We start from the raw sequence: 20,246 nt of genomic DNA, 5'->3' as shown, positions 1-20,246 counted from the left end.
CATCAACAACCCCGAATTCGGCCTCCTCAACAACGCCGACCTCAAACAACGCATCCACACCCGCACCGGCCCACCCACCCCCGACGACCTCGACGAGCTCCTCTGCAGGCGAAGGAAATCCCATTTCTTCCTCGCGCACCCGGAGACCATCGCCGCGTTCGGCCGCGAGTGCAACCGCCGGGGGATCTATCCGCAGAGCGTCGAGATCGACGGTCACGCGATCCCGTCCTGGCGCGGCGTCCCCCTGCTGCCCTGCAACAAGATCCCGATCACCAAGACCCGCACCAGCTCCATCCTCGTCATGCGCACCGGAGAAGACGACCAAGGCGTCATCGGCCTCCACCAGACCGGCCTCCCCGACGAATACGAACCCGGCCTCTCCGTCCGATTCATGGGCATCAACGAACAGGCCATCATGTCCTACCTCGTCAGCGCCTACTACTCCGCCGCCGTCCTGGTCCCCGACGCACTCGGCGTCCTCGAACACGTCGAAATCGGCCTCTGACCCACGACCGAAATCAGCATGGAAACGCCAGGCGACCGTTTGGGTCGCCCGGCTTCTCCATGCGCATCCTGAGAACGCCTCGCGGTGCCCGGGATCAGAGCCGTCCATGGGCTGGAGTTGAGCCCGGTTTTACAGTGATGAGACCAGCTTTCTGTGGTCACAACGGAGATTGACTGCGATAAGTGTGATGAAGTCGATGAAAGTCCTCCCCGGCGTCCGCGGGGCTTTCGAACACGCCCAGTTCAGGCACGGAGGGAAGGGGTCGCGCGTATGACCAAGGTGATGACCACGGGCCGTCCGGCACACGAGGTGCTGGCCTGGAGCCGCGACCTGGTCGGCCCCGCCCTGCGGTCCGCGGTGGAGACCCTGCCCGCGTCGATGCGGCGCATCACGGAGTACCACTTCGGCTGGCGGGACGAGCACGGCAGGCCGGCCACGAGCGGCGGAGGCAAGGCCATCCGCCCGGCACTCGTCCTGTTGTCCGCCGAGGCGGTCGGAGTCGCCGCTGAGGTCGGAAGCGCTGCTGAGGTCGGAAGCGCTGCTGAGGTCGGAATCGCCGCCGACGCGGCCGGAGTCCCCGCAGGCTCGCCGCCACCGGCCACGGGCGGCCACGGCGCTCCCGAGGCGGGAGCGGTCCGAGGCGCGGCCGGGGGCCTCAATCTCGCGGCCATGTCGGCGGCGGTCGCGGTGGAGCTGGTGCACAACTTCTCCCTGCTTCACGACGACGTGATGGACGGCGACGCGACCCGACGCCATCGCCCCACGGCCTGGAGCGTGTTCGGTGTCAGCGCGGCCATCCTGGCCGGTGACGCCCTGCTGACCCTGGCCTTCGACGTGCTGGGCGCCGACGGCCACCCCGCCGCTCCCGACGGGGCCCGGGTGCTCGGCGCCGCGGTCCTCGATCTGGTCGAGGGCCAGAGCGCGGACACGGCCTTCGAGAGACGCGCCGATGTGAGCCTGTCCGAGTGTGTGAGCATGGCCGAGGGCAAGACGGGGGCGCTGCTGGGCGGCGCCTGCGCCCTCGGCGCCCTGTTCGGCGGGGGGACTCCTGAGCAGATCGAGCGGCTGCGGGGGTTCGGCGCCCGCCTGGGGCTGGCCTTCCAGCTCGTGGACGATCTCCTCGGCATCTGGGGCGATCCGGCGGTGACGGGAAAGCCCGTCTACTCCGACCTGCGCAACCGGAAGAAGTCCCTGCCCGTGGTCGCCGCCCTGGCCTCGGGTACTCCGGCCGGTGAGGAGCTCTCGACGCTCTACCACCGCGAGCAGGAGCTCACCGGTCCCGATCTGGTCCGCGCCGCCGAGCTGATCGAGGCCGCGGGCGGCCGTGCGTGGAGCCAGGCGCGGGCCGACGACCTGCTGGCCGAGGCGCTCGGCCACCTGACGGCCGCCGACCCCGTGCCGAGGGCCGCCTTCGAGCTGACCACCCTCGCCCGCCTGGTCACCCACCGCGACCACTGAGCGCGGGGCTCAGCGGGTCAGGGCCGTGATGATGCGGTCGAGGGCCGCCAGGTCGGCGGGGCCGAGATCGAGCAAAGGCGGGGGCGGCTCGCCGAGGATCGCATCGGCGACCACGGCGGCCTTCTCGCCCTCGGCGGTCATGGTCACGACCTTCTGGCGGCGGTCGTCCGGGTGGACGTCGCGCACCACCAGGCCGCGCCGTACGAGATCGTCCACGACAAGCGAGGTGTAGGGGGCGTCCGTGCTCAGCTCGGCGGCGAGCTGCCGCATCGTCATCGGCGCCACGGCCAGCCGGCGCAGCGCCTTGACCCTGATGAAGCTCATGTCGAGCGCGTCGCAGACCTCCTTGCGCCGGTCATACCGGTCGAGGACGAGCGCGCGCATGCCGTGCCAGACACGGGTGGCCATCTGGGGGTCGTGGCTCATGACGTGACGGGAATCCTCGTGTCGTCGACGGTGAGGCGTGCCGCGGTCCGCTCCGCGGTGCTCTTCGCCCATCTGCCCGTGGTGATGATACCCAGGAGCAGCACGACCGCCCCGTACCCTGCGACGATCCACCAACCCGGCAGGCTGGCCGTGGTGAACCCCTCCCTCAGGGGTCCCGTCATGCCGAACGCGAGCACCGACCCGGCGACGGCCACGCCGAGCGACTGGCCGACCTGGCGGCTGGTCGAGGCGACGGCCGCCGCGACCCCGGCCTGTGCCAGGGGCATCCCCGATACGGCGGTGTTGGTGACGGGCGCGTTGACCATGGCGAACCCGAAGCCGAAGACGGTGTACCCGGCGAGCAGCCAGGGGATGGGCGTGGTCACGGTCAGCCGGGTGAGCATGAGGCCGCTGGCGGTGATGGCGACACCCGCCATGATGAGCGAAGGCCGGGACCCGCGCTCCCCGACCAGCCGGCCCGACAGCGGGGCGAACACGACCGCCATCGCCGCGATGGGCAGCGTGCACAGCCCCGCGTGGAACGGTGAGAGATTCCGTACGTCCTGCAGGTACAGCGTGTTGAGGAACAGGAACGCGCCGAAGCCCGAGAACGCGCTCACCGCGATGACCGACGCCCCCGAGAAGGGCACGCTGCGGAAGAAGCGCAGCTCGATCAGGGGTTCCGGGCGGCGCAGCTCGTACACGATCAGGGCGGCCAGCGCGGCCACGGCGGCGGCCGAGAACGCGATGATCACCGGGGAGTTCCAGCCCCTGCTCGGCACCTCGATGATCGCGTACGTGAGCGAGGCCAGCGTCACGATGACCAGCACCTGGCCCACGGGGTCGATCCGGCGGGGACGAGGCGCCCGGGACTCGGGGACGTACAGCGCCGTGAGCAGCAGGGCGGCCACCGCGACCGGCACGTTGATCCAGAAGATCGAGCGCCAGCCGGTCGTGTCGACGAGCGCCCCGCCGACGACCGGGCCGAGCGCCATGCTGATGCCGACCACGCCTCCCCACACGCCGATGGCGCGGGCGCGTTCCCTCGGCTCGGTGAAGGTGTTCGTGATGATCGACATGGCGACCGGGTTGAGCATCGAGCCCCCGATCGCCTGGAGGACCCGGAAGGCCACCAGCCAGCCGAGGCTCGGCGCCAGCCCGCAGAGGAGCGAACCGGCCGCGAACACCACCAGGCCGATCTGGAAGGTGCGGCGGCGCCCGACGCGGTCGCCCGTCGAGCCCGACAGGAGCAGGAGGCTCGCCAGCACGAGCGTGTAGGCGTCGATGGTCCACTGCATCCCCGAGACCGGTGCGCGAAGGTCACGCTCGATCGACGGGAGGGCGACGTTCACGATGGTGTTGTCGAGCCCCACGATGAGCAGGCTCATGCAGCAGATCAGCAGGACGAGCATGCGCCTGCGGCGGCTGAGCTCGGTCACGGCCCTCCCCAAGAGGTTGTAGGCGTACAACGGTTTTAAGAGTACAACCAATGCCTCTTATAGTCTGATTTATGCCTATTAACTGCGGATATATGGCTGATGCCCGGGGAAGAACCAGTCTCGTGGGGGCGTGCGATGGCCGGTTACCCGCGACGGTCCCGCTTTCGGGCCGTTGAAGGGTGCCGCGCAGCGCGTTCGGGCCGGGCTCCGCCGTCGCCGCGCTCAGGGGGACAGCGGCCGGTCACGCGATGCCGCGGCCGGGTCTATGGCTGCCGTCAGCGTGCCACTCGCGGCTGTCCCCCATTCGTCCCGCGGCACCCGCGGCACCTCCGGTGACAAGACGGAAGCCTCCGGTGACAGAGGGAGAACCATGCCCGCACAAACGTCGTGGCCCTGTCCGGGGGGACCCCTCCGGGACAGGACCACGACGGTGTAGGTGAACGACCGCTGCTCGGTAGACGGTGGTGTTCGGTGGACGGTGGTGTTTGGTGACGGGCCCCGCCACGGGCTGCGCTTCAGCCGTGGCGGGGCCCGCGGTCTGCGGGTTAGAGCGCCGGGTAGGCGTTCTGGAGGAGCTGACGGAACTGCGCCGAGAACCACGCGCCGGAGATCGGAGCGTTCGGCAGAGCGCCGGTCATGTTGTTGCCGTTACGGCCGTTGCCGGTGTAGGTCGGGTCGCACATCCGGTCGAAGCCCTTGCCCTCGTCGTTCGGGATGGCGGAGCTGGAGCCGTCCGACTCGCCCGGAGGCTTGATCCAGACGTAGGCGTCGAGGCCGGTGGCGGGGTTCGCCCTCGGACGCTCGCCGAGCCCGGCGCCGCTCTGGTTGCACCAGTTGCCGGCGTGGATCCGCCGGTCGACGCGGGACTGGTCGACGAAGGTGTTGACGTCGGTCGACGTGCTCGCCGCCGTGGGCCGGGCCGAGCCGCCCCAGCCGTTACGGGAGGTGTCGATCAGCATGCCGATGGTCGACGGGAAGCCCTCGGTGATGAGCCGCTGGCGGAACGCCTGGGCGTAGGTCAGCTCGTCGACGTAGAAGTTCCAGTCGACCCAGCGGGACTGACGCACCGTCTGGCCACCCGGGGTGGAGTTGATGGTGAAGTACGGCTCGGTCAGCGCGGAGTAGTTGGCGGTGTTGGTGATGAAGCCGTCGACGCTGGACATACCCGCGGTGGTGCCGCGCGCGGTGCTGGCGAAGAGTTGGGCCGACGGGCCGAAGTTGGTGTCCCAGCCGAGCCAGCCGTGGTGTCCCGCGTCGATGTAGGTGTACACGTTCGTGATCGCGTGCAGCTTGTTCAGGGCGTACTGCACACCCTGGACATAGGCGCCCGACGACTGCGCCTCGGCGCAGGCGGCGATGTTGGTGTTGGTGATCAGGTTCGGCAGCGAGTCGATCTCGATGATCGATACGATGCGCAGCGCCGCGTACTTGGGGTCGGCCATGATCGCGGCGATCGGGTCGATGTACTCGGTCTTGTAGCGGTTGAGGCCGTTCTCAGAGATCTTGAGCTCGCCGTTGGAGGCCAGAGCCGAGCAGTCGCGGTTCGGCAGGTTGTAGATGACGAACTGGATGGTCAGCGGGGTGCTGCCGTTGGCGGCGTCCTGCTGGACGGCCGCGTCGAGGTGCGCGCGCAGGCCCTTGGCGCTCGACGAGCCGGCGATGGCGGCGATGCGGTCCAGCCACACGCCCGTCGAGATGTTCGCCACGGCGGAGCCGCCCGGCTCGGCGGCGGCCTTGGTGGACCAGTCGCTGTTCACGTAGCCGGTGGCGCCGACGTAGGGGTTGTCGACGTGCGTGCCCGGGTTGCCGCCGCCGGTCTGCACGGACGCGGTGACCGTGACCGAGGTGAGGCCGGAGGAGGCGACCGTGATGGCCCGCGTGCCGTTGGCGCTGCTGGCGTTCGCCGCGGCCGACAGCGTCACGTTCTGCGCGGTGTTCCAGTTCGCGGAGGTGAACGTCAGGCTCGCGCCGCCCGTCACCGTGATGCCGGAGTTACCGGTGCCGGCGGTCGAGGTCACCGTCACGTTGCTCGCCGGCTGCGCCGCCAGCTTCACGGAGTAGGTCGCCGTGCTGCCCGCCGTGACGGTCACCGCGGTGGGGCTGACCACCAGGGACTGGGTCGTGCCGCCGCCACCCTGGACGGACGCGGTCACCGCGACCGAGGCGAGACCGGCGGAGGCGACCGTGATGGCCCGCGTGCCGTTGGCGCTGCTGGCGTTCGCCGCGGCCGACAGCGTCACGTTCTGCGCGGTGTTCCAGTTCGCGGAGGTGAACGTCAGGCTCGCGCCACCGCTCACCGTGATCCCGGAGTTACCGGTGCCGGCGGTCGAGGTCACCGTCACGTTGCTCGCCGGCTGCGCCGCCAGCTTCACGGAGTAGGTCGCCGTGCTGCCCGCCGTGACGGTCACCGCGGTGGGGCTGACCACCAGGGACTGGGTCGTGCCGCCCCCGCCGTTACAGGTCACACCGTTGATCGCAAAGCTGGTCGGGTTGGTGTTGGTGCCGCTGAACGTGCCGTTGAACCCGATGCTCCACGAGGCTCCGGTCGCCTGGCTGCCGTTGTACGAGAGGCTCTTCGCGGTGACGTTCGCGCCGGACTGTGACCAGTCGGCGGTCCAGCCCTGGCTCACCTGCTGGTTGCCCGGGAAGGCGAAGGTCAGCGTCCAGTTGGTCAGGGGGTCGCCCAGGTTCTTGATCGTGACGTTTCCGCCGAACCCGTTGCCGCCTTCCCAGGCCTTCTCATAGGTGACCTGACAGGCGACGGCGGCGCTGGCCGAAGTCGGGCTGACGACGAGCCCGATGGCGGTGAGCAGCAACGCTGCCACCGCCGTCACGGCTCTGCGCCAGGAACTCTTGTGGGGTCCCATTGTCTGTTCGTCTCCCTTATGAAACTTGATGGGTCCGCCGCCTTCTTGAGACGGCCAAGCAGCGCCCAGCTCGACATGCGGCGGTGGGAGCGCTCCCATGGTGTGGTTGTTTCGGGAGGATGTACAGCAGATTGCGCGCGGCGACGGCCCGACGGCAAGCCCTCGCCCGCCGCTCGGCACCCGGCCCCTCGTTGGCCTTGGCAAACGCGCCGGGCGGCCCCATAGATCGCCGCGCAGTCCGATGAAACATTCATTTGGAGGGCCGGGGGCCGTGGGCGACTTCCCACCGGCGCGGTCGCGCCGGGGCCGACAAGGGACGAGACTGGTCGGTGCCGCGCGCACGGCGGCACATCGAGCACAGGCTGAGGCGGAGGCGGCATGACGACGGCCCGCGTTGAACCGCCGAGGACGGCCCGGCCGGGACGCCGGCCGGAGCTTGACGCGATCCGCGCCCTGGTGGTGGTCGGGCTGGTGTTCTTCCACTCGGCGCTGGTGTTCGACGCGGGCGACGACTACTACGTGAAGAACGCCGAGACCACCAGCGCGACCATGATCGCCACCGGGCTCGGCGTGATCTGGGCGATGCCGATGATGTTCCTCATCGCCGGTCTCAGCTCGTGGCACTCGCTACGCCGGCGCGGCCCCGCCGGGTTCGCCGCCGAGCGGCTGCGGCGGCTCGGCGTGCCGCTGGTGTTCGCCACGCTCACGATCATCCCGGTGCCGCAGTGGCTGCGGTCACGCGCCGACCCCGGGTACCACGAGTCGTACCCGCGGTTCCTGGTGCGGTTCTTCGACGTGCGCCTGGAGCCGTCCGAGTTTCCCTTCGTCCTGCGGGGCACGTACTTCGAGTTCGGCCATCTGTGGTTCGTGGTGCTGCTGCTGGTGTTCTCGCTGCTGCTGGCGCCCCTGGTCGGCCGGCTTCCCCGCGGCCTCGGCGGCCGGGTCCGAGAGTCGGCGGCCACGGCCGTAAGACGGCGCGGCGTGGTGCTGCTCGCGGCCGTCCCGGTCGCGATGATCAGCGCGCTGCTGGGCCTGGAGCAGGCGTACGCCGCGTGGAGCCGCTGGGCGTATCTGCTGTTCTTCCTGTACGGGTTCGCGCTCGCCTCCGACGAGCGGTTCCGGGCGGCGATGCGCCGGGACGCCCCGCTGGCAGCCGCGATCGGCGTGGTCCTGTTCATGATCGGCCTGCCGGAGTTCGTGGCCGCCGGTGGCGATCCCCTCACCGACATGAACGGGCTCGCCATCGGCGCCCGCGCGGTGTACGGGGCGGCGGGGTGGTGCTGGCTGGTGGCGATCCTCGGGCTCCTCGACCGCCGCCGCCCGGCGCCCGCGTCCGTACAGCGGGACGCCCAGGTACCCGCGCCCGTCCCGCAGGACGCACCGGCGTCCGTGCAGGACCGGCCCGACGGCCTCGGCCGACAGGTGTACGGCTACCTGTCCGCCGCCGTGCTGCCGCTGTACATCCTGCACCAGCCGATCCTCGTCGCCGTCGCGTACGGCGTGGTCGGCTGGCACGCGCCGATCGCGGTCAAGTACGCCGCGATCGTGGTGGCGACGCTCACCCTGACGCTGGCCGCGTACGACCTGCTGGTGCGGCGCACGCGGGTGACCCGGTTCCTGTTCGGGATGCGCGCGCGTGCGTGAGACGTGCCCGCCCGTGCCTCGCGGCGCGGACGGGCAGGCTCGTTACGGCGTGAGGTTGTTCAGGCGCACCTTGACGAGGGTGGTGACGGTCGGGCCGGCCTCCCAGCTTCCGTCGAGCGCGGTGATGGTGACGTTGCCCGCGTCGAGCAGGGTGCGGTCGGCGTCGGTGACGGGATCCGGGCCGGTCGCCGGCAGGGGCAGGATCCGGTAGCACGTGGCGCAGACGTCGGTGGCGAGCGCGTAGGTGGTCGAGACCGGCAGCGACGTGCCGAGCTTGGCGAACTTGACCTGGCCGTTCGGCGTGACCGGGTAGTTCACGTTCAGCGCGGTGTGGTCGGGGAGGATCTTGCCGTTGTACGACGACGTCGAGGCGAGCCTGTTCACGACCTTGACGGCGAAGTCGATGGACTGCGGGGTGCTCGGGAACGAGTTCGAGGGGCCCCTGGCGGTGCTGAAGGCGATGGCGGGGACGCCGCCCGCGAGGGCGGTGACGGCCGCGCCGACCGTGCCGGAGTGGTTGACGAGCGCGGCGACGTTCTCACCCGCGTTGGGCCCGGAGATCACCAGGTCGGGCGGGTTGCTCGCGAACAGCATGCGCACCCCGAAGGCGACCGCGTCACCCGGGCTTCCCGCGATGGACCAGACCCCGGGGGACCTCTCCACCGCCTCAAGGGTGCTGCCGAACTTGATGTTGAGCCCGGTGCCGACCGCGCTCGCGTCGGTGAGCGGGGCGACGATCGTCACCTGGTGGCCGGCCGCGATCAGGGCCTGACGGAGGCTCAGGGTGGACGCGGAACTGTAGCCGTCGTCGTTGGTGAGCAGGATCCGCAGCGAGGGCTGGGTCGTCGCCTGCGCGGGAGCGACGGCTCCCACCAGGGAGGCGAGTAAGAGAAGAGGGATGAGGAAACGCTTGAACACGATGGGTCTCATTGGTGGCTCGCACCTTTGCCTGGATACATCCATTACGTGACAGCTTGGAATGTATATGGACGGGAATATCAAGGGAAGACCGCGTGACCCCCAGGTGAACATTCGGGTATCGCGGGCGGTGCCCGAACTGTTGCGCGAGGTCGGCTACCAGCGGATGACCGTCGAGGCGATCGCCCGCAGGGCCGGGGTGAGCAGGCCCGCCATCTACCGCCGCTGGCGCTCCAAGGCCGACATCGTGGTGCACGTTCTGTTCGCGCGCTCCGAGGCCGGCGGCTTCCCCCCTGCCACCGGCGATCTCCGCGCGGACCTGCGGGCCTGGGTTCGGGGGCTGCTGGCCAGGCTGCGACGTCCCGAGGTCGCCGCCGCGTACGTCGGCCTGATGGCCGACCTGCGGGACAGGGAGGACTTCTCCGTCGAACTGGTGTGGCCGGGGCGCGAGCACCTCGCGGAGACGCTCGCCCGGGGCGGGGCCAGGCCCTCGGCCGACCCCGAGGTGTTCTTCGAGCTGCTCGTCGGCTCCGTCTTCCTGCGGCTGGCGAGCGGCGGGCCGGTGGACGATCCGGCGTACCAGGAGCGGCTCACCGATCTGCTCTTCCACGCGGTGGCGGACTCCACGTAAGGTCCCCCGCCTTCACGTGATGGCGCCCGCTCCGGCGGCGCGCGGTGAGTCACACCCGTCCCACCTGCACCGATCGATCGCAAGCCATTCGACCCTCTGTCGATTTGGCCTGTTCACATGTGGTTCAGCCGCTCTTGCCAGTGTGCCTACGTAGCCGGAGCCAAGATCTCTCCGGCGGGATGGAAAGGCAAGACATGGGCCACGGGCACGATCATCCTCACGATCACTCTCATGCTCACCCTCACGACCACTCTCACGGCACCGAGAACGCCCAGGACCAGGGCGAGATGTCGCCGGTCGTGGACATGTCGGTTCCCGACGCCGAGCTCTCCCCCGGGCAGCTCTCGCGCCGCACGATGTTCCGCCGGGCGGGCCTGCTGGGCGCCGGCCTGACGGCCGCGGGAGTCCTCGGCACCGCGGGCGAGGCCGCCGCCGCGACCCCGCAGCGCGTGCGGCACAACACCGAGCCGCGCGACGGGTACCTGTGGCTCGCCGGTGACCACCACATCCACACCCAGTACAGCTCCGACGGCATGTACAAGGTGAGCGACCACGTCAAGCACGCCAACGCGTACGGCCTCGACTGGATGGTCATCACCGACCACGGCAGCGTCGCGCACGCCAAGATCGGCGTCGACAAGGTCAACCCCGACATCGTCGCCGCTCGCAAGATCGTCAAGGACACCCTGGTCTTCCAGGGGCTGGAGTGGAACATCCCGGCCGCCGAGCACGGCACGGTCTTCGTGGCCCCCGGCCGCAACGAGCTCGCCACCCTCAAGGAGTTCGAGAACTCCTTCGACGGCTCGGTCAAGAACGCGACCGGCAGCTCCCCTCAGAACGAGGCCCTCGCCATCGCGGGGCTCAACTTCCTGGCCGACGCCGTGAAGAGGCGCCGGGTCGAGGCCGCGCTGTTCCTCGCCAACCACCCCGCCCGCAAGGGCCTCGACACCCCGCACGAGATCCGGGCCTGGCGGGACACCGCGCCGGGGATCGCCGTGGGCATGGAAGGCGCGCCGGGCCACCAGGCCGCGGGCATCGCCAAACCGAACGGGCCGGGCTCCGGCCGCGGCTACTACGACAACAGCCCCGGCGCCGACTCCTGGGCCTCGTACCCGCCCGAGAGCTACAAGACCTTCGGCGGCTTCGACTGGATGACCTCGACCGTCGGCGGCCTGTGGGACAGCCTGCTCGCCGAGGGCAAGAGCTGGTGGATCACCGCCAACTCCGACTCGCACACGGTCTACGGCGACACCAGTGACCGCGGTCCCGGCAGCGACTTCAACGCCAACGGCAAGTACAACGACCCCGTCTACAAGGGCGCGTTCAACCTGACGAACGGCGACTTCTGGCCGGGCTACTACAGCCGGACCCACGTCGGCGCCAAGGGTTTCTCATACACGGACGTCATGGACGGCATCCGCGAGGGCCGGGTCTGGGTGGACCACGGCGGCCTGATCAGCGCCCTGGTCGTGCGTGCGCGGCAGGCCGGCGTGGGACAGCGCGGAGTGTCCCTCGGTGACACCCTGCACGTCCGCAAGGGTGCGAAGGTCGAGGTCTCCATCGAGATCACCCTGGCGAACGTGCCGAACTGGGCGCAGTTCATCCCGACGCTGGCCCGCGTGGACGTCATCCAGGGCGACGTCACAGGACCGGCCGCCAACAAGGACGTCTTCACGACCCCGGCCACCAAGGTCGTCAAGTCGTTCGAGGTCGGCGGGAACACCGGCACGGTCAAGCTGACCTACCAGGTCGGCGCCGTCGACCGCCCGGTCTACGTACGCCTGCGCGGCACCGACGGCAACCGCAGCGCCCCCGGTCTGCTCGGCGCGTCGGTCGACCCGAACGGTCCCCAGATCGACGTCTTCGGCGACGCCGACCCCTGGAAGGACCTGTGGTTCTACAGCAACCCCATCTGGATCGTGCCGCGCGGATGATCCTGGGACTGGACGCGGGCTCGCGGACGGTCACCGAAGCCGAGCACCTTCTCCATGACATGGTGAAGGTGCTCGGCCTTCCGGCCGGCACCGTGGGCTGCACGCACTTCGTACGGACCTCGACGGGTGTGCCGCACGTCGCCTGCTCGCTGGCCCTTCTGGCGCCCGTCTCGGGGATCCCCGAGACCGTGGGCGCCGCGCTGGGCGACAGCCGTACCGGACAGGACTCGGGGATCCCCGTGGGCGCCGCGCTGGGCGACAGCCGTACCGGACCGGACGACCTCGCGGAGGGCGCCGCGCTTGCGGCGGCCGAGCACGCCGCCGGAGCCGGCGGCCGCCTGGTCCTGTTCCCCGGCCACGACGGGCTGAACGGCACGCTCACCGTCGCCGAGGTTCTGGCCGGCTCCTCGATCGAGCAGGTCGTCGTGCTGGCTCAGACCGAGGATCCGTCGCCGGACACGCTCGTCGTGACCAACGACCACGTACGGCCGCAGTGGCGCGACGGGCGCGTCATCCTGCTCACCATGCCGGCCTCGGGGGGCCGCCTCATGCCCGCCGAGGTGCCCAACCCCACGCCGTGCTGCGTCGACCACGGCTGACCCAGCTCACACCCGGCCTCCCGCGAGGTCCATGAGGCGGGACAGGACGCGGTCGCCCGAGGCGCGGACGCCGTCGTGCTCCCACTCGTTGGTGACCCAGTAACGCAGGTTGCCCACCGACCGGGCCGTGCGCAGGGACAGTTCCGCGTCGACGTACATGTCGTCGTGGTAGATGATCGCGGCCACCGGCACCTCGTTGGCCGCGAGGCGCGCGAGGTCGTAGAGCGGCGGCCAGTCGTCCGCCTTCGCCAGGGCCTCGGCGGCCTCGCGGAAGGGACGCAGGCCGGCGATCTCGCGGAACATCCAGGGGTAGAACATCTCCCCGGTGAACAGCAGCGGCTCGGCGGCGGGCGCGAACTCGGGGAGGTCCCGCATGACGCGCTCGGCCGCCCAGGCCGTCGCGCCGTCGCCCTGGGCGTAGATGGCCTCCTGGAACACGCCGTACAACGGGTTGTCCACGAAGGAGGTCAGCGCCATCACCTCGCGCAGGAAGGCGTCGGCGAGCGCGGGGCCGTCCCATGCCCCCTCGAACAGCCAGTGCACCCGTTCGGCCCCGTCGCCCGTGCCGAGCGCCATGCCGAGGGTTCGCAGCCGCCGCACGGTCAGCCGGTCGCCGTCGGGCAGGCGCACGTCGTTCGCCGCCAGGTGCTCGGCGACCGCGCGTACCGTCGCGACGTCCCCGGGAAAGCGGGCGTAGTAGCGCTCGACCTTGTCCTTCACCCGGGGGTACGTGCGGGCGTACACCTCGTCGGCGGTCGCGGTGAGCCCGGGGAGGCCGCCCGTGACGTAGCAGGTGCGCAGTCCTTCGGGCGCCCGCGACAGGTACGTCAGGGTGACGAAGCCGCCATAACTCTGCCCGAGCGTGTCCCACGGCCGGTCCCCCGACAGCCGCCGGCGGATCAGCTCGGCGTCGGCCACGATCGCGTCGGCGCGGAAGTGCCGCAGGTACGGAGCCAGCCCCTCGCCCAGACGCGCGGCCGTCGCGGCCGTGACGGGGGTGCTTCGGCCGGTTCCCCGCTGGTCGAGCAGCAGGACGCGATGCGTGCGCAGCGCGTGGCCCAGCCAGCCGTCCGCCCGTACCGGACGGGGTGACTTGCCGCCGGGACCGCCCTGCAGGTAGAGCAGCCAGGGAAGGTCGTCACGGACGGGGCCCGGGGCGACGACCTCGCGGGCGAACACCGTGATCTCCTCACCGCTCTCCGGGGCGCCGTGGTCCAGCGGAACGCTGAAGTGGTGATCGGTGACCGCCATTCCCGGCAGGTGGATCATGCGCTTCTCTCCGTTCACACCCTAGAACGCCAAGAACGCCCAGCTTGTCATGGGGCGGCCGAGGGGTCGGCGATGGCGTGCGCTCGACCGGGAGCCCTTCCGCGGGTGACGGTCATCGGGGTGCCAGGGTCATGCTGGTGAAGGCGGCGACGGTGCCTTCGAGCTGGACGCGCAGCTCGGCGGGGGTGATCTCGGGGTCGAGCAGCGCGCTGACGCACTGACGGCGCAGCGCGCGGTCGAGCACGGCCGCCGACCGGTCGCCGAGCCCGGGGTAGGCCAGTCTTATGGTGCCGACCAGGCCGACGATCTCGGTGGCGAGGGCCTCGTCGAGGCGGGCGCGGAAGGTGTCGACGCCGAGGTGGACGGCGGCGATCACCGAGGGGGTGACGAAGGCTCCCGCCGCGGAGGTGAGGGTGTCCAGGCTCGCGGCGAGGTAGGCCCTCGGGTCGGCCGGGGCCAGGTGCCCGTGGTCGGCCCGGAAGTCCGCGCACAGGCGTTCGAGGTTGGCCGGCGAGAGCCCGAAGAGCAGGAGCTCCCGCTTGTTGGGGAAGTAGTGGTAGAGGCCGCCGACCGACATGCTCGCGGCGCGGGCGGCGCGGGCCATGGTGATCTCCCGCGCGCCGTGGGCGCTGATGAGCGGCGCGACCGCGAGAAAGATCTCCTGCTGCCGCCTGACCCGGTCCTCCGCCGGCCGCCCGATTTTTCCGAACATGGTGGCCGATTCCTCTCAGCAATGCCGCTGGTTCTTGTGTGCCGGAGCCAGGGTCTTGAGACTGCTCGTACCGGGGCCTCCGGGCCACCGCGACATCATCACTTCAAACCGTGCACTTCAGACCGTGCCAGACGGAGGAAAGCTGTGAGCGACAGCAACGTCGACATTATCAAACGCGTCTATGACGCCTTTCAGACGCGCGACTTCGGCGTGATCGGTGAGGTGTTCGACCCCCAGGTGGAGATCCACCAGTCGGAGCGGCTGCCGTGGGGCGGGCACTTCAAGGGCCACGAGGGCGCGGTCGCCTTCTTCACCGGGCTGCTGGGCCACATCGACCCGCGGCTGACGGTCGAACAGATCATCGACGCGGGCGACCACGTGGTGGAGATCGGCCGGACGATCGGGCACACCACCGCCGGAGCCCCCTTCGACCTCCCCGAGACCCACGTGTGGGAGCTGAGCGGGGGCAAGATCGTCCGCATGGAGATCTACATCGACACCCCGGCCATGCTGGCGATCCTCGCCTGACCCACGCCCCGTCCCCCCAGCGAAGCCCCCGGCGCCCCAAGCCTCCCGACCCCTCAGGGCGTGCCGGTGGAAGACTGTCCCCATGGCCCACTCGCAGGACACCCACTCGCACGAAGCGGACCCCGCCTGCGCCGTCGCGCACGGCGAAGCGGCGGCCCCGGCCACCGACCGCACCCTCGTCGCCGTGTTCGCCTCCCCGGTCGCCGGCCACCTGTTGCGCTACGCCGCCGACCTCGGGTACCGCGGGATCCTGCTGGAGCCCGACGCCGCCCGCGCCGCGAGCGTGGGAACGGCCGCCTTCGAGGTCGTCACCACCCCTCCCGGCGACCTTGACCGCACCGTGGACGTGGTGGTCACCGACCACCACCGCCCGGAGCTCGGCACCGTGCTGGGCGACCTGCTCGCCCGCGATTGCCGATGGATCGGGGTGCTGGGCAACCCGCGCCACCCGGCGCCGCACGTGGCGGCGCTGGCCGGGCTCGGCGTACCGGCCGAGGACATCGCCCGGGTACACCGGCCGATCGGACTCAACATCGGCTCCCGCACACCCCCCGAGATCGCGATCGCGACCCTGGCCGGCCTGCTCGCCGACCGCAACGGGCGCCCTGGCGGCTTCGCCTTCTGACGGGCACTCCTCCGCCGGGGCCGCACCTCGTCGGACGCCCGCCCGCCTTCGTGTCCACCCCGCTCGCGGCCGGCAACGCGATCTGCCCGCACGCGCCCGCCCCTCTCGCGGCTCACACGTATCGCGACCGCGGAACCCGGCGACGCCGCGGCGCCCTCGCGAACTCGGGGGAAGCGGCGCCCTCGCGAACTCGGGGGAAGCGGCGCCCTCGCGAACTCGGGGGAAGCGGCGCCCTCGCGGACTCGGGGGAAGCGGGGTTCCAGGGCTCGTTTCTCCGGGTCCTGTAGCCACCTGTCGCCCGCATCCGCATGATTGGCACATGGCTGATGACGCGGCACCCGTACCGGCGTGGCAGGCGATGACCGAGGTCCAGGTCCGCCGATGGGAGACGGTCCTGGGCGGCATCGCCGAGATGCTCCCGCCCGGACCGGTGTGCGTGGTGGTCGACGGCGCCGGCCCCCGGAGCGCGGCCCTCGCCGACCGCCTCGCCTCCACCCTCCACGCCGCCGGCCGTCCCTCCGTGCGCCTGTCGGACACCAGCCCGCCCGCCGACGAGGACGCCTGGTACGCGGGCCGCACCTTCGGGACGGTCGCGATCGCCGACGGCCGGCGCTGGCGGACCCACCCGCCCCAGGACCGCTGGGACGTGACGATCTGGCTGCGCACCCGGGCCACCGGCGGCCGCTCGGAGGAGAACGCCGAGTCCGGCGCGGACATCGTCGTCGACGTGCACGATCCGGCCTGGCCGGTGATCCGCCACGTGACCGCCGCCCTCGCCGACCACAACCGCTGGTACGTCACCGAGAGCCGGGCCTTCTTCGGCCCCCGCGCCGCCACCTGGGACACCAAGTTCGGCGACGACATGCCCGCGTACGCCGCGGCGATCAAGGAAGCGGGCCTGCCGAGGGACGGCGTCGTGGTGGACGTCGGCTGCGGCACCGGCCGCGCCCTGCTCGCGCTGCGCGAGGCCGTGGGGCCCGGCGGCGGTGTCATCGCGCTCGACCTGTCGCCTGAGATGCTCGGCCAGGCCCGCGCCCAGGGCCGGGCCGAGCACGCCCGCCTCGTCATCGGCGACGCCCGCCGCCTGCCCGTGGCCGACGCGTCCATCGGCGCGGTGTTCGCCGCCGGGCTCATCATGCACCTGCCCGACCCCGACGCGGGCCTTCGCGAACTGGCCCGCGCCACCCGGCCCGGCGGGCTGCTCATCCTCTTCCATCCCTCCGGGCGCGCCGCCCTCGCCGCCCGCCACGGCCGCACGCTCAGCCCCGACGAGCCCCTCGCCGAAGAGCGCCTGCGCCGGTCGATGCACCAGACCGGCTGGAAGCTGACCACCTACGACGACCCCTCCCACCGCTTCCTCGCCATCGCCACCCGCCATTAGCGGTCACCCCGGCCTCCTTTGGGCGGCACCGGTGCCGGTGACCGGCACAATCGTGGCCGGGCACCATGGCTTCAGGACGTGCCACGTGCGCGGGGGGCCCCGCTCCCTCAGGTGCGAAGTGATCCCGGTAGATCACGGCGCGATTGCGAAGCCAGACCGGTGTTGATGCCGGAAAATGCGAAGGTATGGTGATGGCTTGTGACGACGTTTCGGATCAGCGAGGCGGCCGCTCTGCTCGGGGTCAGCCCCGACACCGTCCGGCGGTGGGTCGACGCCGGACGGCTCACAGCCCAGCGGGACGAGCACGGCCACCGCATGGTGGACGGCACCGACCTGGCCGCGTTCGCGCGGTCCCAGATCGAGGTCGTGAACGGCTCGGGTCAGTCCTCGGCGCGCAACCGTTTCCGCGGGATCGTGACCGAGGTGATCAAAGACGCGGTCATGGCCCAGGTCGAGATCGCCGCCGGGCCGTACCGCGTGGTCTCGCTGATGAGCCGCCAGGCCGTGGATGAGCTGGCCCTGGAGGTAGGGGTGGTGGCGGTCGCCGTGATCAAGTCCACCAACGTCGTCGTGGAGATCCCCGACCACGCTCGCACAGCGAGTCAGTAAGGAGCCTTTGTTGTTCAGGCGTGTTTCCCGGTGGGCCGCAGCGGTCCCCCTTGCCCTCGCGCTGGCGGCCGGCCTCGCCGGTTGCGGTTCCAGCGACCCGGCCACCCCCGCGACCGCTTCCTCCTCCGCTTCCTCCGCGAGCGGGGCGACGGCGCTGACGGTGTTCGCCGCCGCCTCGCTGACCGAGACCTTCACCGAGCTGGGCAAGACGTTCGAGGCCGCCCACCCGGGGACGTCGGTGAAGTTCAACTTCGGATCCAGCGCCACCCTCGCCCAGCAGATCACCCAGGGCGCCCCGGCGGACGTGTTCGCCGCCGCCAGCCCCGCCACGATGAAGACCGTCACCGACGCGTCCCTGGCCACCGCTCCGACGACGTTCGTACGCAACAAGCTCCAGATCGCCGTTCCGCCCGACAACCCGGCCAAGGTCGACGAGCTGAAGGACCTGTCCGACTCCAAGGTCAAGGTCGCCCTGTGCGCCGAGCAGGTGCCCTGCGGCGCCGCGGCGGTCAAGGCCCTGGACGCGGCGGGGCTGAAGGTCACCCCGGTCACCTACGAGCAGGACGTCAAGGCCACGCTCACCAAGGTGGAGCTCGGCGAGGTCGACGCCGCGCTGGTCTACAAGACCGACGTGCTGGCGGCCGCGGGCAAGGTCACCGGCATCGCCTTCCCCGAGGCCGACAAGGCGATCAACGACTATCCGATCGCGGCCCTGTCCAAGGCCCCCGCTCCGGACCTGGCCAAGCAGTTCGTCGACCTGGTCCTGTCCTCCCAGGGCAAGGACGTGCTGACCAAGGCCGGCTTCGAGGCTCCCTGACCGGCATGACACCGTCCGCGTCATCGACGGGCCGGGGCGGCGCGCGGCGCGGCCCCGGCCCGGCGGGCGTCGTGGCGGGTCGCGTCCCCTGGGCCCTGGTCGTGCCCGCCGCGCTCGGCATGGTCTTCCTGGTGCTCCCCCTGGCCGGGCTGCTCGTCCGGGCCCCCTGGTCCACGCTGGCCGAGCGGCTCGCCGAACCGCAGGTGCTGGAGGCGCTGCGCCTGTCGCTGGTCACCGCGACCATCGCCACCCTGATCTGCCTGCTCCTCGGCGTGCCGCTGGCCTGGCTGCTGGCGCGCGTCGGCTTCCCCGCCCGGCGCCTCGTACGGGCGTTGATCACCGTTCCCCTCGTGCTGCCCCCGGTGGTCGGAGGCGTCGCCCTGCTGCTGGTGCTCGGGCGGCGCGGTCTGGTGGGCCAGTGGCTTGAGGCCGCCTTCGGCATCAGCCTGCCCTTCACCACCGCCGGGGTCGTGATCGCCGAGGCGTTCGTCGCGATGCCGTTCCTGGTCATCAGCGTCGAAGGGGCGCTGCGCGCCGCCGACCTGCGGCTGGAGGAGGCCGCGGCCACCCTGGGGGCGTCGCGGTGGGTCATCTTCCGCCGCGTCACCCTTCCGCTGGTCGCCCCGGGCATCGTCGCCGGAGCGGTGCTGTGCTGGGCGCGGGCGCTGGGCGAGTTCGGGGCCACCATCACCTTCGCCGGGAACTTCCCCGGCCGCACCCAGACGATGCCGCTGGCGGTCTACCTGGCCCTGGAGACCGAGCCGGAGGCCGCGATCGTGCTCAGCCTCCTGCTGCTCGCCGTTTCGGTGATCATCCTGGCCGGCCTGCGCGACAGGTGGGTGACGGGCCCATGACCCTGCACGCCCACCTGGTGGTCGACCGTCCCCGCTTCCGCCTGGATGTCGAGTTCACCGTGGACGCCGGGCAGGTCGTGGCCCTGCTCGGACCCAACGGCGCCGGCAAGACCACCGCGCTGCGCGCCCTCGCCGGGCTCGTCGGCCTGTCGGACGGGCACATCACCCTGGAGGACGGCCCCCTGCACACTCTGGCGGCCGAGCGCCGCCCGATCGGCATGGTGTTCCAGGACTACCTGCTGTTCCCGCACCTGTCGGCCCTGGACAACGTGGCCTTCGGGCTGCGGTGCCACGGCGCGTCCAAGTCCGGCGCGCGCCGGAGGGCCGCAGCCTGGCTGGAGCGCGTGGGCCTCGCCGAGCACGCGCGCGCCAGGCCCCGGCAACTGTCCGGCGGTCAGGCCCAGCGCGTGGCGCTGGCCCGCGCCCTGGCCGTCGAGCCCCGCCTGCTGCTCCTGGACGAGCCCCTGGCCGCCCTGGACGCCCGCACCCGGCTCGACATCCGCGCCCAGCTGCGCGGCCACCTGGCCGACTTCGAGGGCGCGACGGTGCTGGTCACCCACGACCCGCTGGAGGCCATGGTGCTCGCCGACCGGCTGATCGTCATCGAGAACGGCTCCATCGTGCAGGCGGGCGCCCCCGCCGAGGTCGCCCGCCGCCCGCGCACCGACTACGTCGCCCGCCTGGTCGGCCTCAACCTGCATCGCGGCGTCGCCGCCGACCGGCAGGTCAAGGTCGGCCAAGTGCTGTTCAGCGTGGCCGAGCAGGTGTCCGGCCCGGCGTTCGTCGCGTTCTCCCCCGCCGCGGTGGCCCTGTACAGGACCCGCCCGGACGGATCCCCGCGCAACCTGTGGCAGGCGCGCATCCAGGGCATCGAACGGCACGGCGACAACGTCCGCGTCCACCTGGACGGGCCGGTCACCGCCTCCGCCGACGTCACCCCCGCCGCCGTGGCCGAGCTCGACCTGACCCCCGGCCAGCCGATCTGGGCCGCCGTCAAGGCCACCGAGACCCACGCCTACCCCGCATGACG

The 20,246-nt window shown here is 71.3% G+C and carries 18 protein-coding genes and 1 pseudogene; 13 read left to right on the top strand and 6 right to left on the bottom strand.

Features of this window, described 5'->3' with window-relative positions; genetic code table 11:
* Positions 1-505: pseudogene (locus tag ACGFIV_RS08355) on the top strand (Crp/Fnr family transcriptional regulator); the annotation flags it as partial.
* A gap of 270 nt (positions 506-775) precedes the next feature.
* Positions 776-1,963: a family 2 encapsulin nanocompartment cargo protein polyprenyl transferase gene (locus ACGFIV_RS08350; RefSeq protein ID WP_392833148.1), complete on the top strand. Its 1,188-nt coding sequence runs from the start codon at positions 776-778 to the stop codon at positions 1,961-1,963.
* 9 nt (positions 1,964-1,972) lie between these two features.
* Here the strand turns inward: ACGFIV_RS08350 and ACGFIV_RS08345 are convergent, their stop codons facing one another.
* The 3 genes from ACGFIV_RS08345 to ACGFIV_RS08335 form a co-directional block, all read right to left on the bottom strand.
* The gene (locus ACGFIV_RS08345; protein ID WP_358554955.1) at positions 1,973-2,389 is read right to left on the bottom strand and encodes a MarR family transcriptional regulator; all 417 of its coding nucleotides are present in this window, start codon (positions 2,387-2,389) and stop codon (positions 1,973-1,975) included.
* Positions 2,386-3,828, bottom strand: coding sequence for an MFS transporter (locus ACGFIV_RS08340; RefSeq protein WP_358554958.1), 1,443 nt, complete (start codon positions 3,826-3,828; stop codon positions 2,386-2,388). Before ACGFIV_RS08340 ends, ACGFIV_RS08345 begins: the two co-directional genes overlap by 4 nt.
* A gap of 545 nt (positions 3,829-4,373) precedes the next feature.
* Positions 4,374-6,695: a glycoside hydrolase family 6 protein gene (locus ACGFIV_RS08335; protein ID WP_392833143.1), complete on the bottom strand. Its 2,322-nt coding sequence runs from the start codon at positions 6,693-6,695 to the stop codon at positions 4,374-4,376.
* 378 nt (positions 6,696-7,073) lie between these two features.
* On the opposite strand from ACGFIV_RS08335, the gene ACGFIV_RS08330 reads away from it, so the two are divergent.
* Positions 7,074-8,339, top strand: coding sequence for an acyltransferase (locus ACGFIV_RS08330; RefSeq protein WP_392833140.1), 1,266 nt, complete (start codon positions 7,074-7,076; stop codon positions 8,337-8,339).
* 42 nt (positions 8,340-8,381) lie between these two features.
* On the opposite strand, the gene surE is transcribed toward ACGFIV_RS08330, so the two are convergent.
* Positions 8,382-9,269, bottom strand: coding sequence for a 5'/3'-nucleotidase SurE (surE, locus tag ACGFIV_RS08325; RefSeq protein WP_358554970.1), 888 nt, complete (start codon positions 9,267-9,269; stop codon positions 8,382-8,384).
* A gap of 94 nt (positions 9,270-9,363) precedes the next feature.
* Between surE and ACGFIV_RS08320 the strand changes: the two genes are divergently transcribed.
* The 3 genes from ACGFIV_RS08320 (at position 9,364) to ACGFIV_RS08310 (ending at position 12,421) form a co-directional block, all read left to right on the top strand.
* Entirely contained in the window at positions 9,364-9,888 is a 525-nt protein-coding gene (locus ACGFIV_RS08320) for a TetR/AcrR family transcriptional regulator (protein WP_392833135.1), read from the top strand.
* 287 nt (positions 9,889-10,175) lie between these two features.
* Complete coding sequence (locus ACGFIV_RS08315) at positions 10,176-11,822, top strand: PHP domain-containing protein (RefSeq protein ID WP_392833132.1); 1,647 nt, start codon at positions 10,176-10,178, stop codon at positions 11,820-11,822.
* Entirely contained in the window at positions 11,819-12,421 is a 603-nt protein-coding gene (locus tag ACGFIV_RS08310; RefSeq protein WP_358554979.1) for a hypothetical protein, read from the top strand. The genes ACGFIV_RS08315 and ACGFIV_RS08310 overlap by 4 nt, the downstream gene beginning before the upstream one ends.
* A gap of 6 nt (positions 12,422-12,427) precedes the next feature.
* Here the strand turns inward: ACGFIV_RS08310 and ACGFIV_RS08305 are convergent, their stop codons facing one another.
* Together ACGFIV_RS08305 and ACGFIV_RS08300 are read right to left on the bottom strand one after the other, a co-directional pair.
* Positions 12,428-13,690, bottom strand: coding sequence for an alpha/beta fold hydrolase (locus ACGFIV_RS08305; RefSeq protein ID WP_392833127.1), 1,263 nt, complete (start codon positions 13,688-13,690; stop codon positions 12,428-12,430).
* 112 nt (positions 13,691-13,802) lie between these two features.
* Complete coding sequence (locus tag ACGFIV_RS08300) at positions 13,803-14,402, bottom strand: TetR family transcriptional regulator (RefSeq protein WP_358554985.1); 600 nt, start codon at positions 14,400-14,402, stop codon at positions 13,803-13,805.
* A 144-nt stretch (positions 14,403-14,546) separates the two neighbouring features.
* On the opposite strand from ACGFIV_RS08300, the gene ACGFIV_RS08295 reads away from it, so the two are divergent.
* The 7 genes from ACGFIV_RS08295 (at position 14,547) to ACGFIV_RS08265 (ending at position 20,244) form a co-directional block, all read left to right on the top strand.
* Entirely contained in the window at positions 14,547-14,930 is a 384-nt protein-coding gene (locus ACGFIV_RS08295; protein ID WP_392833123.1) for a nuclear transport factor 2 family protein, read from the top strand.
* 82 nt (positions 14,931-15,012) lie between these two features.
* Positions 15,013-15,555, top strand: a complete 543-nt coding sequence (locus ACGFIV_RS08290; RefSeq protein WP_392833120.1) for an XdhC family protein — start codon at positions 15,013-15,015, stop codon at positions 15,553-15,555.
* Between the two features lie 319 nt (positions 15,556-15,874).
* A complete protein-coding gene (locus ACGFIV_RS08285; RefSeq protein WP_392833117.1) occupies positions 15,875-16,936 on the top strand; it encodes a class I SAM-dependent methyltransferase in 1,062 nt (353 codons plus the stop codon).
* Positions 16,937-17,134: 198 nt separating this feature from the next.
* A complete protein-coding gene (locus ACGFIV_RS08280) occupies positions 17,135-17,545 on the top strand; it encodes a helix-turn-helix transcriptional regulator (protein ID WP_358554992.1) in 411 nt (136 codons plus the stop codon).
* Between the two features lie 10 nt (positions 17,546-17,555).
* Positions 17,556-18,362 carry a molybdate ABC transporter substrate-binding protein gene (gene modA, locus ACGFIV_RS08275; RefSeq protein ID WP_358554994.1) on the top strand — a complete coding sequence of 269 codons (807 nt, stop codon included), beginning with the start codon at positions 17,556-17,558 and terminating at the stop codon, positions 18,360-18,362.
* Positions 18,363-18,367: 5 nt separating this feature from the next.
* Complete coding sequence (locus ACGFIV_RS08270) at positions 18,368-19,216, top strand: ABC transporter permease (RefSeq protein ID WP_392833112.1); 849 nt, start codon at positions 18,368-18,370, stop codon at positions 19,214-19,216.
* On the top strand, positions 19,213-20,244 hold the full coding sequence (locus tag ACGFIV_RS08265) for an ABC transporter ATP-binding protein (protein WP_392833109.1): 1,032 nt from the start codon (positions 19,213-19,215) through the stop codon (positions 20,242-20,244). The genes ACGFIV_RS08270 and ACGFIV_RS08265 overlap by 4 nt, the downstream gene beginning before the upstream one ends.
* The last annotated feature ends 2 nt before the right edge of the window (positions 20,245-20,246 follow it).

It is taken from the genome of Sphaerisporangium sp. NPDC049003, from assembly GCF_043197795.1.
Taxonomy (GTDB): Bacteria; Actinomycetota; Actinomycetes; order Streptosporangiales; family Streptosporangiaceae; genus Sphaerisporangium.
Note: the sequence above shows the minus strand (reverse complement) of the source record. Positions and strands in the feature narration are given on the sequence as shown.

Bases quoted from the DNA above. Each gene is read 5' to 3' on its own strand.
- ACGFIV_RS08350 (WP_392833148.1), top strand. From the start codon at position 776: ATGACCAAGGTGATGACCACGGGCCGTCCGGCACACGAGGTGCTGGCC.
- ACGFIV_RS08345 (WP_358554955.1), bottom strand. From the start codon at position 2,389: ATGAGCCACGACCCCCAGATGGCCACCCGTGTCTGGCACGGCATGCGC.
- ACGFIV_RS08335 (WP_392833143.1), bottom strand. From the start codon at position 6,695: ATGGGACCCCACAAGAGTTCCTGGCGCAGAGCCGTGACGGCGGTGGCA.
- ACGFIV_RS08330 (WP_392833140.1), top strand. From the start codon at position 7,074: ATGACGACGGCCCGCGTTGAACCGCCGAGGACGGCCCGGCCGGGACGC.
- surE (WP_358554970.1), bottom strand. From the start codon at position 9,269: ATGAGACCCATCGTGTTCAAGCGTTTCCTCATCCCTCTTCTCTTACTC.
- ACGFIV_RS08315 (WP_392833132.1), top strand. From the start codon at position 10,176: ATGTCGCCGGTCGTGGACATGTCGGTTCCCGACGCCGAGCTCTCCCCC.
- ACGFIV_RS08310 (WP_358554979.1), top strand. From the start codon at position 11,819: ATGATCCTGGGACTGGACGCGGGCTCGCGGACGGTCACCGAAGCCGAG.
- ACGFIV_RS08305 (WP_392833127.1), bottom strand. From the start codon at position 13,690: ATGATCCACCTGCCGGGAATGGCGGTCACCGATCACCACTTCAGCGTT.
- ACGFIV_RS08300 (WP_358554985.1), bottom strand. From the start codon at position 14,402: ATGTTCGGAAAAATCGGGCGGCCGGCGGAGGACCGGGTCAGGCGGCAG.
- ACGFIV_RS08290 (WP_392833120.1), top strand. From the start codon at position 15,013: ATGGCCCACTCGCAGGACACCCACTCGCACGAAGCGGACCCCGCCTGC.
- ACGFIV_RS08285 (WP_392833117.1), top strand. From the start codon at position 15,875: ATGGCTGATGACGCGGCACCCGTACCGGCGTGGCAGGCGATGACCGAG.
- ACGFIV_RS08270 (WP_392833112.1), top strand. From the start codon at position 18,368: ATGACACCGTCCGCGTCATCGACGGGCCGGGGCGGCGCGCGGCGCGGC.
- ACGFIV_RS08265 (WP_392833109.1), top strand. From the start codon at position 19,213: ATGACCCTGCACGCCCACCTGGTGGTCGACCGTCCCCGCTTCCGCCTG.